Consider the following 16,441-nt stretch of genomic DNA (forward strand, 5'->3'; position numbering starts at 1 on the left):
GGCCGGACGATGCAACTTCGTCGAAGTTCCGAAGCTAAACTGCCCGCGCCTGCAGGAAGCGGGAGATAACAACATTCTGAATCTCTGTCGTACCGTCGAGGTATTGAGCTGCTTTTGCGGAAGCCAAATGCCGCGAGATTGGCGTTTCGGCCAAAAGACCTCGCGCGCCTGCAAGCTGCATGCATTGTGCGATACCGTTGAACGCAGCCTTCGTCGTGAACTTCTTCGCGTGAGCAGCTTCAATTGTGGCCCGTTCTCCTCGGTCAAGCTTCGATGCAGCAGCGGTGAACAGCAGTTCCGAGGCTGAAAGATCCGTTGCAATGTCGGCCAACATCCATTGAAGGCCTTGAAAATCGATCGTTTTCGAGCCGAATGCGGAACGCTCAGATGTTGATTTCAGCGCGTATGCCAGACTTGATTCCAGCATTCCGCAGCACATCGCGCTAACCAAGGTGCGCGCCACATCAATTCCGCTCATCGCCCGCTTAAAGCCTTCACCAGGTCGGGCAAACAGCGCCTCATCAGGCACGAAGCAGTCAGAGAGTTCCACCCCGGCCAGGCCCATGGAATGGCACCCCACGAGATCGTAGGCCGCCGTGATCGAGAGACCCGGACACTCCCTCTCGATTAGGAAAGCGGCAACACCTGCTGGTCCAGCATCCACATCGGTCTGCGCATACAACAAAAATAGATCCGCAGATACGGCATTGGTAATCCACGCCTTGGAGCCATTTATTCGCCAGCCTCCTTGGCTGCGCGTAGCCTTTGTTTGCATAGCCGCCGCATCCGAACCCGCGGAGGGCTCAGTTATGCATACGGAGAGAATTAGTTCTCCTGTTTGTATCCGACGAACATATCGATCGAGTTGAGAAGGTGAGCCGTATTCCGATATCGAGCCGCCAACCGCGTTGTGAACGGCGAGACTGAAGGCAAACGGAAAATCAGCCGAAGCTAGGATTTTGAGGACCTTTCCCATGGAAACGTGGCCCAGACCCAAGCCGCCGTGCTCAGCGCCGATTTTGAGCGATCCAATTCCAACATTGATAGCCTCCCGGAGCTCAGTCGATGCCATCGAGCGCGACTTTTCCCAAGCGGCGGCTCGCGACAAAATTGTATTGCGAGCGAACTCATCGGCGATCGTAATGATGCTCATTGTTCTCCCAGACTTAGCTACTGGATCGTGTCCGGAGCCGGACTTTTCGTCGTTCGATTACAAGACGACCCTGCTCGAAACGTGCGCCGGGATGCCGTGAATATCCCGACAAGTTGGGGAGGAGCCGCCATTCTGACGACCGGGAGAAGTCAACCCACCACCGACGTGGGGATTTGTGCGAAACGCCGGCTCCGCCATGACCAGGCGACATGCCATTCAAGCCGTCACCGCCCGCTGCGCCATCACCTTGATCAGGTTGGCGCGATAGTCCGACGAGCCATGGATATCGCTCATCAGGCCGTCGGCGGAGACGGTGACGCCGTCGAGCGCACTGGCCGACCAGTTGGCCTTCAGCGCCGCCTCGATCGCCGGTACCCGCATGACGCCGTTCTGCGAGGCCCCGGTGGCGGCGACCCGGACGTCGCCTCCCGGGCTCCTGGCCACGAACACGCCGGTCAGCGCGAAACGCGACGCCGGGTGGGGAAATTTGGCATACCCGGCCTTGCCGGTCACCGGGAAGGAGACCGCGGTGATGATCTCGCCGTCTTCCAGCGCCGTCGTAAACAGGCCCTTGAAGAAATCGCCGGCCTTGATGTTGCGCTTGTTGGTTTTCACGGTGGCATCAAGCGCAACCAGGGCCGCCGGATAATCCGCGGCCGGATCGTTATTGGCGATCGATCCGCCGATGGTGCCGCGATGCCGCACGGCGGGATCGCCGATCAGCGAAGCGAGATAGGCCAGCGCGGGAATCGCTTTCTTCACGATACTGCTCTGGGCCACGTCGTAATGCGTCGTGGCGGCCTTGATGACGATCCCGTCGCCCGATGGTTCGATACCGACCAGTTCCTTGATCCGGGCGAGATCGATCACGTCGGATGGCGACGCCAGCCGCTGCTTCATCACGGGGATCAGCGTGTGGCCGCCGGCGAGGTACTTCGATTCCGAACCCTTGGCGAACAGTGCCGCGGCTTCGTCGACCGAGGAGGGGCGATGATAAATTGTCTCGTACATGATGCTCTCTCCCCTTAACCGTGAATGGCATGCCAGACGCGATCGGGCGTCGCCGGCATTTCCAGTTTGTTGTGACCGATGGCGTCCGTGATCGCATTGATCACGGCCGCCGACGAGCCGATCGCGCCGGCTTCGCCGCAGCCCTTGACGCCGAGCGGATTGCCCGGACAGAGCGTCGGCGTATGCGACAGCTTGAACGAAGGCAGGTCGTCGGCGCGCGGCATGGTGTAATCCATGAACGAGGCCGTGATCGGCTGACCGTTGCTGTCATAGACCGCGTGTTCAAGCAGCGCCTGACCGATGCCTTGTGCAAGGCCGCCGTGAACCTGGCCTTCGACGATCATCGGGTTGATCAGCCGGCCGAAATCATCCGCCGCGACGAAGTTGACGAACGAGGTCTTGCCGGTCGCGGGATCGACTTCGATCTCGCAGATATAGGTGCCGGCCGGGAAGGTGAAGTTGGTGGGATCGTAGAACGCGGTTTCCTTCAGACCGGGCTCCATGCCGTCGGGCAGGTTGTGCGCGGTGTAGGCGGCGAGCGCCACCATCGGCAGCGCGATCGACTTGTCGGTGCCGGTGACCTTGAACTCGCCGTTCTCGATGACGATGTCGTTCTCCGACGCTTCGAGCTGATGGGCTGCGATCTTCTTCGCCTTGGCTTCGACCTTTTCCATCGCCTTGATGATGGCGGTGCCGCCGACCGCAAGCGAGCGCGAGCCGTAGGTGCCCATGCCGAACTGCACTTTATCGGTGTCGCCATGGACGATCTGCACCTGGCTGATCGGCACGCCCAGGCGTTCCGAAATCAACTGCGCAAAGGTGGTTTCATGGCCCTGACCGTGGCTGTGCGATCCGGTCAGGACCTCGATGGTGCCGACCGGATTGACGCGGATTTCAGCCGACTCCCACAGGCCGACGCCGGCACCGAGGCTGCCGACCGCTTTCGAGGGCGCGATGCCGCAGGCCTCGATGTAGCAGGAGACGCCGAGGCCGCGCAGTTTGCCCTCGGCTTTGGCCTTCGCCTTGCGCGCGGGGAAACCGGCATAGTCGATCGCCTTCATTGACGCATCCAGCGAGGCGCCGAAGTCGCCGATGTCATAGGCCATGATCACCGGCGTCTGATGCGGGAACTGGGTGATGAAGTTTTTGCGGCGCAATTCCGCCGGGTCGACCTTCAACTGCCGGGCTGCTGTTTCCATCAGCCGCTCGACCAGGTAGCTCGCTTCGGGGCGGCCCGCGCCGCGATAGGCGTCGACCGGCGTGGTGTTGGTATAGACCGTCATCACCTCGGCATAGATCGCCGGGATGTTGTACTGGCCCGACAGCAGCGTGGCGTAGAGATAGGTCGGCACCGACGACGAGAACAGCGACATGTAGGCGCCGAGATTGGCGTGGGTTTTTACCCGCAAGCCGATGATCTTGTTGTCCTTGTCGAACGCCATCTCGGCCTTCGAGATATGGTCGCGGCCATGGGCGTCGGTCAGAAAGGCTTCGGTGCGGTCGCCGGTCCACTTCACCGGGCGACAGACCTTCTTGGAGGCCCACAGCGCCACCATTTCTTCGGGATAGATGTAGATCTTGGAGCCGAAACCGCCGCCGACGTCGGGCGCGATCACCCGCAGCTTGTGCTCCGGCGCGATGTTGTAGAACGCCGAAAGCACCAGGCGGGCGACATGCGGGTTCTGCGACGTCGTGTACAGTGTAAAATGCTCTTCGGCCTCGTCATATTCCGCGATCGCCGCGCGCGGCTCCATTGCGTTCGGCACCAGGCGATTATTGGTCAACTCCAGGGTCACCACATTGGCGGCCTTGCCGAAGGCGTCCTTGACCGCGGCTTCGTCACCGATGTGCCAGTCATAGATCACGTTGCCCGGGGCTTCCGGATGCAACTGCGGTGCGCCCGGTTTGAGCGCCGAGCGGATATCGGCGACGACGGGCAGTTCCTCGTAGTCGACCACCACGGCCTCGGCCGCGTCCTTGGCCTGGTTCTTGGTCTCGGCGATCACGACCGCGACCGCCTGGCCGACGAAACGCACGGTTTCCGGCGCCATCGCCGGCCATGCGCCCATCTTCATCGGCGTGCCGTCCTTGGAGGTGATGGCCCAGCCGCAAATCAGGTTGCCGACCTTGTCGTCGACGATCTGCTGGCCGGTCAGCACGCCGACCACGCCCGGCATCTTCATCGCCGCGGATGAATCGATACCCTTGACCTTGGCATGCGCGTGCGGGCTGCGGATGAAATGGGCATGGGTCATGCCCTGAAGCTTGATGTCGTCAACGTAGCGGCCCTTGCCAGTCGTGAAACGGCGGTCTTCCTTGCGCACAACGCTTGCGCCAATGCCTTCAACGCCCATGTTCTGTCCTCCCAACCGGAGTTATTGTTTCCGCCCTTTCCATCGAAAGGTGGCGGTCTTGAATGCAGGTTTGGTAGCCGGCGGAGGCTATTCGGCCGCCTGCGAGACCTTCATGCGGCCGGCCGCATCGAGCACCGATTTGACGATGTTGTGGTAGCCGGTGCAGCGGCAGATATTGCCTTCCAGCTCATGGCGGACGGTTTCCTCGTCCAGCTTGCCGCCGTAGCGGTGCACGATATCGACCGCCGACATGATCATGCCGGGCGTGCAATAGCCGCACTGCAGGCCATGATTGTCGCGGAACGCCGCCTGCATCGGATGCAGTTCGTCGCCCTTCGAAAGGCCTTCGATCGTGGTGACGTTGGAGCCGGCGGCCTGTCCGGCCAGCACCGTGCAGGATTTGACCGCCTTGCCGTCGATATGGACGACGCAGGCGCCGCACTGGCTGGTATCGCAGCCGACATGGGTGCCGGTCAGGTTGAGATTTTCGCGCAGGAGATGGACGAGGAGGGTCCGGTCCTCGACATCGACCGAGACGGCGTTACCATTGATCTTCAGTTCGACTGTCGGCATATCCAACCTCCCGGTTTCTCTTTTCCAGAGACTTTGTCCAAATCAGCAGTGGCGCCCACCAGGATCCGCCGTTCTCGCCACGGCGACCGAAGCTGTCGCAGCTTTGCCGTTGAAACATTGAACGAGCCAAAGTGAGGGATCACGCTGACCTGCCACCGGCTGCAGGATCTCCTGCCGTAGTCATTGTTGTTACTTAAGCAAGCGACAAAAGCCGGTCATAGCACCGGTCAAAATAAAACGGATGGTACCAGCGCGCTGGATGATTCCGAGCCATGCGAACACCAGCGAGAGGCTTCTGTACTGATCGCCACTACCGGCGCCGGAGAACCAGCGCCTCCATCATCCGGCGGCAGGAGAAACGCAGGCGAACTCGATCCGGGTGCCGCCCGGCTCCCGCACCATAAAGTGTACCTTGGGGCCCTTGCCCGATCGCTCCGGCGCAAACTCAATCGACGCGCCGGGCCATGCCGCTACACGTGCGTGCAATGCATCAAGTGCGCTACGATCCGCAACCTTCAATGCAAGATGATGCAAACCGATGTTGCGACGGCGGTCGAACGGCACGCATTTCTCCGGATCCTCGACCTGCCAGAGCGTCACGATACCGTTTCCGTCCGACACGAACGACGCCGGATAACTCTGGTTCTCACCAACAACCCTCCAGCCAAGGCAGTCGCAAAAGAAGCTCCGTGCGAGCGGAAGGTCTTTCACGGCAAGTCCGACGTGATCGACGCCGACCGTCAACGGGACATTATCCTGCATAGCTGATCTCCTTGCGCTCGCGCGCGTTGTCAATAACTTGGTGGAAGCGGCCGAGGTCCGCAAGGTTAGCCTCAGTCATAAAATGCCGGCAGCAACTTAAGGCCGTCAGTTTGCTTCTTGTCGTGATTGATGAACATTATGGCTTTGTAGGTCTTGATGATCTGCCTGATTCTTTCCATCGATTCGATGGATGCTTGTTTATCTGTATTGAGCGAAGGAACCCTGCTCTTAGCGAAGTTCTCTTCCAGATGGACAACATCGCCCGACAGTACGATGAAACCAGAATTTTTGAGATGGACGAGCAGCGACTGGCTGCCGGGCGTATGCCCCGGCGTCGATATGAGCGTAACGCTTCCGTCACCGAATACGTCGAGGTCTCCGTCGGTCAGACGTAAATTCCTAGGATTTCCCATGAGGCGGCGCGCCAACGCCATCAGCTGATTAACGTTTTCGTTTGGCCCATTGCCTCCATGTATCCATTCGTATTCTGTTCGCTGTATCAGAATCTCGGCATCGGGGAACAGGGTGACATTGCCAATGTGGTCCCCGTGAGTGTGTGAAATGGCAACGTAGGTGACGTCGGGCAGCTTGAGACCGATTTCCGCAAGCTGACCCGTTAATGTCTTGTCCAGGTGATAAAGGATCAGCTTGGGCAGAGTCGACCAACCGTTCGGATCGGTAGCCGTGGCCTCCGGCACTCCCGTGTCCCAAAGTAACCACTGGTTTCCTCGCTTGACCAGCCAGCAGGTCGATGAAAACTCTATGCTGTGGCCCTGGTTTTCGCCGGGAGTCCAAATCGATTCATCGTTGGCAATCGAGCGGCCGCAATCCAGTCTGTACAGCTTCTCCGCGAAGCCGGCGTTACTTGGGTTCGGCAACTCTCGAGAAGAAGCAATCGCTGTACCCGTCAGTAGTGACAGAAGCAGCAGCCCACATGCGGAGCCAAGATAACGCTTGCGAATCATATTTCTATCCGTCGATCGTTGAGAAAAGGCAGTTCAACTTCAGACTTGAAAGTTTCGAACCACGTCTGCATCTGGGTCGAATCCCAAACCGGGTCCTTGGGGAACAGCGATCATTCCGGTCTTCGGCCGCACTGCGTCGCCGTACAGTTGAGCCTCAAGGTCAAAGTACCGCCACTCGACCAGGGCGTCTTCCGAGCCTAGCGCGGCGCTTGCGTGAACACTCGCGAGCAAGCCGGGGCCGTCATAGAATGAATGGACCATCACCACGGTCGCACTTGCCGCGGCAAGCGCGAATACCTTCTGAAGTTCGGATATACCTCCCATTTTGGCCGGACTGGGCTGGACGAAGTCGACCGCGCCGGCAGAAAGCATCCGTTGGAACTCCACCAGCGTTGATGCATTTTCTCCTGCCGCAATGGGTACTTCACCCTCACGACGTAATCGGGCCAAGCCGTCGAAGTTCTCTGGAGGCCAAATGGGCTCTTCCAGCCAGCGCAGATTGAACGGTCGCAGCCTGGCGCTCATATCGAGGGCCTCTCGCACAGTCCATGGACAGTTGACGTCCAGCGTGATCTCCACGTTATCGCCGGCAGCTCTTCGCGCCTCACGGACCGCATCCACGGTGATTTCATGGAGCTTCAGATGGGAGAAGCCATCGGCCAGAGCTCGATTGACGTTTTCGACCAGAAGCTGCGGGTCGGTGTAGCGAACGAGACTTGCATAGCAAGCCAGCTCCGACACTGCTGTACCACCCAACAGTCGGTGTACGGGCTGGCCAGTTGCCTTTCCCAAGATGTCCCATAACGCAATATCGATCGCGGAAATCCCGAACATGATGGCGCCGCCGCGCCCGAATATGTGAAGGCGCTTCTGAACATCGAGCATCAACGACCCGATGCTCAGCGCGCTAACGCCGATACACAACGGAGCGATAACCTTTTCTATCGCAGCCTTGACGGCGGGAATTGCGGTGAAGCCGAACGCCTCGCCCCAGCCGATAATCCCGCCCTCGGTCGTTACCTTGACCAGCAAGGAGTCGGCGCTACTTGCGTTCTTCTTTCCCCAAGCTGACGCAGCCGACTTGCCGCCTCCTGCGAACGGAATGCTGACAACGAAGACTTCGATCATCGCGATCTTCATATCTCGGCCGGCAGTTCCCTGGTCAGGTGGCACCGGCACTCTCCAATGCCCTCGTCTCCAACGTGGCAGGCGCACCGCCTTCGTACAGTGCAAGGACATCGGCGATGGCTCGGTTAAGCGGCGTCGCTACCCCCACAGCGCTCCCGAGTTGGACTACTCCGCCGGATAACCACCGGATCTCCAACTGCCTGCTGCGTTGCAGGTCATGATGCATCGATGACGTCATGTCGGGCGCCACGTCGTCGGCAAGCGCGAGGCGCCGCTCGGCGTAATCCGCCTGGAGCTTCGCGCCATGGGCGTTTGCAACAGCGACAACCTCCCGCATGACGTCGAGCAGGAACGCCCGCGTCTGCCGGTTCTCCCTGATTGGACCGATCGCACTTCGCATGGCGGTAGTGGTGCCGGACAAGCCGACAAGAAACACGTACTTCTCCCAGATTTCCCGAACAACGTTGGTGGACAGTTCGGCGTTGATGCCGCCATTCTTGCAGGCTTGCAAAAGCTCTTCAGCGCGCGTCGACCGGCGGCCATCGAACTCGCCGAAGATCAATCGTTGCATCGGTCCCGTCTGCCGGATAACGCCAGGGCGATCGATCGTGGTCGCGACGTAGCCGACCCCGCCCATGATCCGGGTCGGGCCATAGGCGTTTCGTAACGCGTCGTCCTTGAGCACACCATTTTGGAACGAAATCAGAGTCGTGTCCGGTCCAACCATCGGCTTGATCTGCTCGAGGACCGTCTCCGTGTCCCACAGCTTGACAGCCAGCAATACGAAATCCGCCACACCGAGATCGGTGGGATTGTCTGAGGCTCTCACGGGATTGACGCACACCTTTTCAGGACCGCCTTCGACGACCAGTCCGTTCGCGCGGATGGCCGCCAGGTGAGAGCCCCGGGCAAGGAAGCAAACATCTGCACCGCCTTGAGCAAGGCGGGCGCCAAAGTAGCCGCCGAAACCTCCTGCACCGATCATCGCTATGCGCATAGTGAGCCCCTGACTTATTCAAATGGGGGAATGGTCGAAATACCGACGGAATCGAGCCGCGTTTATTGCATCGATCCAGCCCGCTCTTTATGCAAAGAGCCCAGCTCTATTTCGTAAGGGCACTATGTCAATCCGAAAAACGAATAGTTTAGATTACACCTATCTCGACAACAGATTGCGGGCAGACCAGAGGGGTATCGCCCGTAAGGACTAGCTTGCGAACTGCACCCCCTGCGTGTCAGCGACCTGAGACGAACCGACCTGCACTGGCAAAGCGACGTTGGACATGCGCGACCAGACCCGCCCTGCCATAGCGCGTTGATCCGCCTTACCACTCATACAACATTGATCCCTCATTCAACCGCACAACGGAACAGTGTTCGCCGAACAATGAACGTTCACGTTCGTGCGAACGAGTCGTAAACTGAGATACTGGATGCGATTTCGCCTCGCGCCGACGGTTGGCAGAGCATGAGAGGTAAATCGACATGCGATCTAATCCGACCTTGCGTTGAACTCGTATGCCACCGCCCAACACCTGGAGTTCCAAGAATGACCACCTCGTTCGATTATGCGCCGCCGAAAGTCTGGAGTTGGGACAAGCCGAACGGCGGACGGTTCGCGAACGTCAACCGACCGATCGCCGGCCCGACGCACGAGAAGGAACTCCCCGTCGGTCGCCATCCCCTCCAACTCTACTCCCAGGGAACGCCGAACGGCGTGAAGGTGGCCGTGATGCTCGAGGAGTTGTTGGCGCTCGGCCATAGTGGCGCGGAATACGATGCCTGGCTGATCAGAATCGACCGCGGCGATCAGTTCGGGAGCGGCTTTGTTGGGCTGAACCCCAACTCCAAGATCCCGGCCTTGGTTGATCAAAGCGGACCGATGCCGATCCGGGTCTTCGAGTCCGGTGCTATCTTGATATACTTGGCCGAGAAGTTTGGCGCGTTCCTGCCGACCGGACATGGTGCACGCGCCGAATGCCTGTCGTGGCTGTTCTGGCAGGCGGGAAGCGCACCATATGTGGGCGGAGGCTTCGGCCACTTTTATGCCTACGCGCCGACCAGGATCGAATACGCCATAGATCGCTTCTCCATGGAGACGAAACGCCAGCTCGACGTGCTCGACCGGCACCTCGAAACGAGAGAATTTATCGCTGGCAACGACTACACGATCGCCGATATCGCCGCCTGGCCCTGGTACGCTGGCTTATCAAGGGGCTGGCTCTACGAAGCGGCCGAGTTCCTTCAAACACAGGAATACAAGAACGTTGCGCGCTGGATAGACGCGATCGCCGAACGGCCGGCCGTCCGACGCGGGCGAATGGTCAACCGCGTCAATGGCGAAGCCTCAAGTCAACTGCATGAACGGCATGACGCCGGCGATTTTGAGACCAAGACGCAAGACAAACTGGCGAGCGGAACATAGCAGCTCGCGCATTGGTTGCGTGCGGCGCGCTTGGCGCGGATATCGAGTCGATCACGCATTAGAGCTACCATCTTCCGTTGGACCGCCCAGGGTTACTTTAGATACCAGCGTGGTGAAAAACTTCTCGGCCATGCTGTTCACCACACCTGTGATCAGACGTGACCCAAGCTGCGCGAGCTTTCCGCTTATCTGGGCCTCTATTTCATACGTTAGCACGGTGCCATCCCCTGCTCCCTGGAGATGGACACGAGCACCACCCTTGGCAAAACCCGCGACACCCCCCGAACCCTCGCCCCGAATGCGATAGCCGTTATCCGGATCGATCTCGCTCAACTCAACTCTTCCGGTGAAGCGCGCTTTCAATGGACCTATCTTGGCGACAATGGTCGCAGCAAATTCAGTCTCGGAAAGCATCGAGAGAGTTTCACAGCCCGGGATACACTCTTTGAGAATGTCTGGGTCATTGAGTGCGGCCCACACGGCGCTTTGCTTCGCCGGAATCGTATAGCTTCCCGTTAGATCCATTGCGCTTCTATTCCATGTTGGCCTGAAGACATCGGCAGGCTCTACTCTTGAGCTGCACTGTAGTGGGCCAACAGAATGTCCCGAGTACCGGTCAGCTTGTATCTGATGGTGCCATACCTTCAGGTGCAAGGATCCACCCCGAAACAAGAACTGATCGGGACGGCCTGTGCGGCCGCCTACCGATATCAGCACACTTGCGGACCTGCACTCTCCTGCAGGTCCGCAAGCTCGTAACGGCACTTAGGCTGTCACCAACGCTACCGGCTTTGGCTCATGCATGCTGCGCGCAGCATTCTTGCCTACGACCCGCTCCACCTGAACAAGATTGTCCGAGAAGGTGGGACAATTTCCCATCCCACCGAACCGAGCCGCGGACACGCTATTGACGGTCCCCTCCTCGTTGTGGGTCCGCCAATATCCGACGGTCGTAACGACGAGACCAGCCCGCACGTCGTCGGTTATCTGAGCGACGCCTTGGAAGCCTCCGGTCCGATTGTACACTTTCACCTCATCACCATGTCCGATCATTCGCTCAGCCGCATCTTGCGGGCTAAGGAGAACAAACTGGTTACCCTGCAGCCTCTGTTTCTTGGGCTCGTTGGCATAGTTCGTGTTCAAGAACGCGTGGCTCTTCGGAGCTACGATGCTCAGAGGATAGAGCTTGGCAAGCTCGGGCTCGTCAGCCGCGCTCTCGTATGGTCTGGTATAACCGGGAAGCGGTTCGATAGGCTCGCCACTCTGCATCTCGTTGTACAATTGACGGAATGGAGGTGCCACGAAATTTGTCGCGTTGTTGAGCAAGATTTCACACTTGCCGGACGGCGTCTTGAAGTTCCCCTCGGCGTGAGGCGTCCGCGTGTCTGCCGCGCCCAAGTTCAGCTTCGCGTAGCCTTGCGCCCGAAGCAGGTCCATATCGATGCCCTGCACCTGGGGCGCAGTCCAGTCTATCGTGCTTTCAGCCAGATCCTTGTCCGATTTGATGAACTCGGGATCGGTGAAGCCCATCGTTTTCGCCAGCCTCCGGAAAATTTCCGCGTTCGAACAAGCTTCGCCGGGCGGCTCGATCGCTTTTTGATTGAGCGTAAGGTAGAAATGCCCCCAGGAGAACATCATGTCATCGTGTTCGGCCGCCATCGTTGCCGGCAAGATGATATCGGCATAAGCCGCGGTATCGCTGACGAAGTGATCCGCGACGACGGTGAACAGATCTTCGCGTTGAAGCCCCTTGACGATCTTGTCGACATCCATCGCCTGGGTCACCGGATTTGTATTGTAGACCATTATGGATTTGATCGGCGGATCAAGCTTTGTCTCGCCCAATAGCGCCTCTCCCAACTTGAGGAGATTTACGACACGCGTGCCGGGCTTAATCCAATCCGGTCTGCAGATCGCCCCGAAGTTCACGGGGAACTCCCACAACGGCGCCTGATAAATGCCGCCAGCCACATCTTTCCAGGCGCCGGTCAAGGCCGGAAGCGCGATGACGGCGCGGATCGCCTGCGCTCCGCCCGCAGTACGCTCAAGCGCTACGCCGATGCGAATCGATGCGTTTCGCGACTGACCGTATTCACGAGCCAGCTTCCGTATGTCGTCGGCGGGGACACCGGTGATCTTCTCGGCCCATTCAGGTGTGCAGCCAGCCGCGTGCTCCTTGAGTTCCGGGAAACCCAAGACATACTTGTCGACATAGTCGCGATCGACGAGGTCTTCCGCGATCAGCGTTTGGATCATGGCCATCGCAAGAGCGCCATCGGTTCCCGGCTTGGGCGCGATGTGCCAGTCTGCCTGCTTGGCAGTGCGCGACCTATATGGATCGATCACTACGACTTTTGCACCCTTTTGGCGCGCCTCCGTCACGAAGGGCCAATGATGCAGGTTGGTGCTGAGAGAGTTGCAGCCCCAGATAATGATATATTTCGAGTAGGCGAAGCTCTCAGGGTCCAGCGCGTTAGTGGGCCCGACAGTGAGGAGCCATGCTGTGGAAGAGCCCGAAGCGCAATAGGTCTTCTCGCAAACGGTGGCGCCGAGCTTGTTGAAGAATGCGTCGCCAACCGTAAGGCCCTGCACAAGACCTTCATTGCCGAGATAGCTGACGGGAAGAATGGCTTCTGCGCCATGGTCAGCAATAGTTCTCGTCCAGCGCTGTTTGATTTCCGCCAGCGCCTGGTCCCAGCTGATCCGCACGAAGGGCCGGCTGCCCTTTGGCCCGTTACGCTTCAGTGGGTGCAACACGCGGTCCGCGTTGTAGTGGCGATCCGAGTAATCGTTGAGTTTGACGCATAGTCCGCCACGCGTAACCGGATGCTTCGGGTTTCCACGAACGTTGACTAATTTGTCGCCTTCCACGGTATAAAGCATTGCGCAGGTGTCGGGACAGTCGTGGGGGCAACCACCAAAATATTCCCTCGTATTCGCCTTCGTCGTTGAAGTGCTGGTCGGCATCGACATATTCCTTCTACCGTCAGGTTAGGGAACTCTGCGCATGGGACTTACGGTCACCAAGAGCGGCCTCTCACAGTAAAATCCAACGACTCAATCGAAATGAGTACCGGTTACCGCGAATCTCGTGGTGCCGGCTTGGCTTTGCAGTCTGTCCGGACTCAGGCCTTTTATTTGCACCGGTACTTCACTGACCGGGCTCTCGGGATGGATGATCGACCAATCCTTGGTCGTGCGCTTTGCATGTCGACAGAACATGGCGGCAACATCATCTATGAGATCGCATGCCCCCCTCCTCGTGGATACGTTCGGGCGCCGAATTGAATATCTGCGGCTTTCGGTGACCGACCGCTGCGACTTACGCTGCACCTACTGCATTCCAAAGGGATTTCGCGGCTTTCAGGAACCGGCCTCCTGGTTGCGGTTCGAGGAAATCGAGCGCCTGATCTCCATTATGGCTCCTCGTGGGCTGAAACGTGTCCGCCTCACAGGTGGCGAGCCGCTGGTGCGGCGAGACTTGCCAAATCTTGCGGCGCGCCTTGCCGCAATACCGGGCATCGACGATCTATCCTTGAGCACCAACGCGACCCGATTGCATGCACTCGCGGCGCCGTTGAAGGAGGCCGGCGTGAGGCGCGTCAACGTCAGCCTGGACTCGCTTCGCGCAGACCGCGTCGCCGCGATCTGCGGCCGGGATGTTCTCGACAAAATTCTGGCTGGCCTGGCGGCCGCCAAGGAAGCCGGTTTCGCACCGATCAAGATCAACATGGTCGCGATGCATGGCGTGAATGACGACGAAATCGATGACATGGTCGATTTCTGCATGGAGCAGGGATTTGTTCTTCGCCTGATCGAAGCGATGCCGATGGGGGCAACCGGTCGAAATACCCAATTCCTTGATCTCCAGCCGATCCGGCGGCGCTTGCAGCAAGAACGCGGCCTAGTCGCGGGCGACGTGCCCGGCGGTGGGCCTGCGCGATATCTGAAAACGCCAGACGGGCGATTGAGCATCGGCTTCATCACTCCGCTTTCAGAACATTTTTGCGCCACTTGCAATCGGGTGCGGCTCGCAGCCGACGGGACAATGTATCTCTGTCTCGGTCAGCGGGAGCAGCTGGCATTCGGTCCACTATTACGTCGCGGCGCCAGCGACGAAGAGATAGTGGAGGCACTTCGGTCAGCAATGAGCCTAAAACCGGAGCGGCACGAGTTCAATGAAAAACCTGATAAAATTTCGCGACTCATGGCCGCGACGGGCGGCTAGTCGATTGCCACCATGATGTTCGAATGAGGAACGACAATGCCCCATGTGGTTACCGGGAACTGTAGCGACTGTAGATTCACGGATTGCGTTCTCGTTTGTCCGGTGGCGTGTTTCCATGGCGACAATCAACGAATGTACATCGATCCGATCGCATGCGTCGATTGCGCGGCATGCATTCCGGCCTGTCCGGTTCACGCTATCAGCGAAAGCGCGGATCTCTCGGAAGACCAGGTAATGTGGATTCAGATTAACGCTGATAGATCGAGCACCACACCCGTGATCCGGAGCAAGCAAACGCCGTTGGCGGGTGCGGAGGAACGACGAGCCGCCCTGGGCTATTCCTGAACGCATCAAACCGTAGTGGCCTTACCCGTGAACAGAATTGGAACAGCCGATAACCCCTTGCGGGTTGCGATCGTTGGAAGCGGCCCTAGTGGCTTCTACGCGGCTGAAGCACTGCTGCAATCCGAACACACGACCGAGGTCGACATTCTCGAACGTCTCCCCGTCCCTTACGGCCTCGTCCGCTATGGTGTCGCGCCCGACCACCCGCGGTTAAAGGATGTCGCAGATACGTACGCAGCGATCGCTCAACATCCTCGCTTTTCATTCATTGGTAACGTGTCATTCGGCAAGGATTTCACCCTCAGAGAATTGGCGGATTGTTATCACGCGGTGATCTTTGCCACGGGCGCGGCAACGGACCGGAAGCTTGGCATCCCCGGCGAGGATCTTCAGGGAAGCCACGCCGCTACTTCATTTGTGGGGTGGTACAACGGTCATCCCGACTACCGAGATCTCAAATTCGACTTATCAGGTGAATCCGCCATCATCATCGGCCAGGGCAACGTCGCGGTCGACGTCTGCCGGATCCTGGCGAAGTCAACCGATGAATTGCGAAAGACCGATATCGCATCGCACGCACTGGACGCCCTGGCCGAGAGCCGCATCCGCGAGATTCATCTCATCGGGCGCAGAGGTCCGGCTCAGACACGATTCACCACCAAGGAGCTACGCGAGCTCGGTCAGCTGTCTGAGTGCGATCCTTTCGTGGACCCTGATGATTTGCTCCTGAGCGAAACGTGCAAGTCCGAACTGAACGACGTTCGCGAGCCCGCCCGCGCACGCAATTTCGAGATATTCCGGACCTTCGCCTCCCGTCGGCAGGAAAAGCCGAAATGCTGCCGCGTCCACTTCTTCCTGAGTCCACGAGAAGCACGTGGGGAGCATAGGCTCGAGGAACTGGTTCTTGAGCGAACCCGGCTCGTCGGCGCTGCCGGTCGTCAAGAGGCGATCGGCACCGGGAAGACGGTATCTATCGGGACCGGACTGATGATTCGCAGTGTCGGCTACAGCGGACTTCCGTTGGAAGGAGTTCCATTTGATGAGAAGCTCGGCACGGTTCCCAACAAGGACGGCCGCGCGGCGATAACATCGTCGAACGGATTTCCAGTCTATGTCACTGGCTGGATCAAGCGCGGGCCGACCGGAATCATCGGGACGAACCGAGCCGACAGCATGGCAACTGTTGCGACCCTTCTCGCAGATCTGCCGACCTTCAGCTCTCAACCCAAAACTGGCCGCGAAGCGTCGGTCTCCTTGTTGGCGCAACGGTCGGTGCGGTCAGTCTCCTTCCATGATTGGGAAACGATCGATCAAGCGGAGAAAGCGCGTGGCCTTCCCGTTGGCAAGCCACGAGAGAAATTCACGAGGATTTCCGAAATGCTTGCGGCCTGTAACGCCTAGCAGTAGGTTTTCTGTCGGCATCGTCAAAGTCAATGGCGACTTCTGGGAACAACGGTCGCTTGCAGGGCTGATGAGCCCCTCTCCGATCGTGTCGAG

14 protein-coding genes are annotated in these 16,441 nt (G+C 58.9%); 4 read left to right on the top strand and 10 right to left on the bottom strand.

Translation table 11 applies throughout. The features are described from left to right. Positions 1–34 precede the first annotated feature (34 nt). From BLS26_RS07575 to BLS26_RS07610, 8 genes are all read right to left on the bottom strand, one after another. Positions 35–1,153 (bottom strand): acyl-CoA dehydrogenase family protein, encoded by a 1,119-nt coding sequence (locus BLS26_RS07575; protein ID WP_092509812.1) that lies wholly within the window; start codon positions 1,151–1,153, stop codon positions 35–37. Positions 1,154–1,369: 216 nt separating this feature from the next. After that, complete coding sequence (locus tag BLS26_RS07580) at positions 1,370–2,164, bottom strand: xanthine dehydrogenase family protein subunit M (protein ID WP_092509814.1); 795 nt, start codon at positions 2,162–2,164, stop codon at positions 1,370–1,372. 14 nt (positions 2,165–2,178) lie between these two features. After that, complete coding sequence (locus BLS26_RS07585) at positions 2,179–4,518, bottom strand: xanthine dehydrogenase family protein molybdopterin-binding subunit (RefSeq protein ID WP_092509816.1); 2,340 nt, start codon at positions 4,516–4,518, stop codon at positions 2,179–2,181. Between the two features lie 87 nt (positions 4,519–4,605). Continuing rightward, positions 4,606–5,091, bottom strand: coding sequence for a (2Fe-2S)-binding protein (locus BLS26_RS07590; RefSeq protein WP_092509818.1), 486 nt, complete (start codon positions 5,089–5,091; stop codon positions 4,606–4,608). Between the two features lie 339 nt (positions 5,092–5,430). Continuing rightward, positions 5,431–5,853, bottom strand: coding sequence for a VOC family protein (locus BLS26_RS07595; protein WP_092509820.1), 423 nt, complete (start codon positions 5,851–5,853; stop codon positions 5,431–5,433). Positions 5,854–5,924: 71 nt separating this feature from the next. Next, the gene (locus BLS26_RS07600) at positions 5,925–6,818 is read right to left on the bottom strand and encodes an N-acyl homoserine lactonase family protein (RefSeq protein ID WP_092509822.1); all 894 of its coding nucleotides are present in this window, start codon (positions 6,816–6,818) and stop codon (positions 5,925–5,927) included. Positions 6,819–6,857: 39 nt separating this feature from the next. After that, positions 6,858–7,958: a mandelate racemase/muconate lactonizing enzyme family protein gene (locus BLS26_RS07605; protein WP_092509824.1), complete on the bottom strand. Its 1,101-nt coding sequence runs from the start codon at positions 7,956–7,958 to the stop codon at positions 6,858–6,860. A 22-nt stretch (positions 7,959–7,980) separates the two neighbouring features. Beyond that, entirely contained in the window at positions 7,981–8,943 is a 963-nt protein-coding gene (locus BLS26_RS07610) for a ketopantoate reductase family protein (RefSeq protein WP_092509826.1), read from the bottom strand. 552 nt (positions 8,944–9,495) lie between these two features. Between BLS26_RS07610 and yghU the strand changes: the two genes are divergently transcribed. After that, the gene (gene yghU / locus BLS26_RS07615; protein ID WP_092509828.1) at positions 9,496–10,371 is read left to right on the top strand and encodes a glutathione-dependent disulfide-bond oxidoreductase; all 876 of its coding nucleotides are present in this window, start codon (positions 9,496–9,498) and stop codon (positions 10,369–10,371) included. Between the two features lie 51 nt (positions 10,372–10,422). Here yghU and BLS26_RS07620 read toward each other — a convergent pair whose 3' ends face one another. Continuing rightward, positions 10,423–10,896 (bottom strand): CoxG family protein, encoded by a 474-nt coding sequence (locus BLS26_RS07620; RefSeq protein WP_092509830.1) that lies wholly within the window; start codon positions 10,894–10,896, stop codon positions 10,423–10,425. A gap of 240 nt (positions 10,897–11,136) precedes the next feature. Then, positions 11,137–13,338, bottom strand: a complete 2,202-nt coding sequence (locus BLS26_RS07625; RefSeq protein ID WP_244541872.1) for a molybdopterin-dependent oxidoreductase — start codon at positions 13,336–13,338, stop codon at positions 11,137–11,139. Positions 13,339–13,546: 208 nt separating this feature from the next. Between BLS26_RS07625 and moaA the strand changes: the two genes are divergently transcribed. The 3 genes from moaA to BLS26_RS07640 all read left to right on the top strand — a co-directional run bounded on the left by moaA (position 13,547) and on the right by BLS26_RS07640 (position 16,345). Continuing rightward, positions 13,547–14,599, top strand: coding sequence for a GTP 3',8-cyclase MoaA (gene moaA, locus BLS26_RS07630; protein ID WP_197681322.1), 1,053 nt, complete (start codon positions 13,547–13,549; stop codon positions 14,597–14,599). Positions 14,600–14,731: 132 nt separating this feature from the next. Beyond that, a complete protein-coding gene (locus BLS26_RS07635; RefSeq protein WP_244541873.1) occupies positions 14,732–14,944 on the top strand; it encodes a 4Fe-4S binding protein in 213 nt (70 codons plus the stop codon). Between the two features lie 57 nt (positions 14,945–15,001). Then, positions 15,002–16,345, top strand: coding sequence for an FAD-dependent oxidoreductase (locus BLS26_RS07640; RefSeq protein WP_244541874.1), 1,344 nt, complete (start codon positions 15,002–15,004; stop codon positions 16,343–16,345). Positions 16,346–16,441 lie beyond the last annotated feature (96 nt).

This window comes from Afipia sp. GAS231 (assembly GCF_900103365.1).
Taxonomy (GTDB): Bacteria; Pseudomonadota; Alphaproteobacteria; order Rhizobiales; family Xanthobacteraceae; genus Bradyrhizobium.

Coding starts and splice junctions, on each gene's coding strand:
- moaA (WP_197681322.1), top strand. CDS start 13,547: ATGATCGACCAATCCTTGGTCGTGCGCTTTGCATGTCGACAGAACATG.
- BLS26_RS07605 (WP_092509824.1), bottom strand. CDS start 7,958: ATGAAGATCGCGATGATCGAAGTCTTCGTTGTCAGCATTCCGTTCGCA.
- BLS26_RS07595 (WP_092509820.1), bottom strand. CDS start 5,853: ATGCAGGATAATGTCCCGTTGACGGTCGGCGTCGATCACGTCGGACTT.
- BLS26_RS07635 (WP_244541873.1), top strand. CDS start 14,732: ATGTACATCGATCCGATCGCATGCGTCGATTGCGCGGCATGCATTCCG.
- yghU (WP_092509828.1), top strand. CDS start 9,496: ATGACCACCTCGTTCGATTATGCGCCGCCGAAAGTCTGGAGTTGGGAC.
- BLS26_RS07575 (WP_092509812.1), bottom strand. CDS start 1,153: ATGAGCATCATTACGATCGCCGATGAGTTCGCTCGCAATACAATTTTG.
- BLS26_RS07620 (WP_092509830.1), bottom strand. CDS start 10,896: ATGGATCTAACGGGAAGCTATACGATTCCGGCGAAGCAAAGCGCCGTG.
- BLS26_RS07590 (WP_092509818.1), bottom strand. CDS start 5,091: ATGCCGACAGTCGAACTGAAGATCAATGGTAACGCCGTCTCGGTCGAT.
- BLS26_RS07585 (WP_092509816.1), bottom strand. CDS start 4,518: ATGGGCGTTGAAGGCATTGGCGCAAGCGTTGTGCGCAAGGAAGACCGC.
- BLS26_RS07625 (WP_244541872.1), bottom strand. CDS start 13,338: ATGCCGACCAGCACTTCAACGACGAAGGCGAATACGAGGGAATATTTT.
- BLS26_RS07580 (WP_092509814.1), bottom strand. CDS start 2,164: ATGTACGAGACAATTTATCATCGCCCCTCCTCGGTCGACGAAGCCGCG.
- BLS26_RS07600 (WP_092509822.1), bottom strand. CDS start 6,818: ATGATTCGCAAGCGTTATCTTGGCTCCGCATGTGGGCTGCTGCTTCTG.
- BLS26_RS07610 (WP_092509826.1), bottom strand. CDS start 8,943: ATGCGCATAGCGATGATCGGTGCAGGAGGTTTCGGCGGCTACTTTGGC.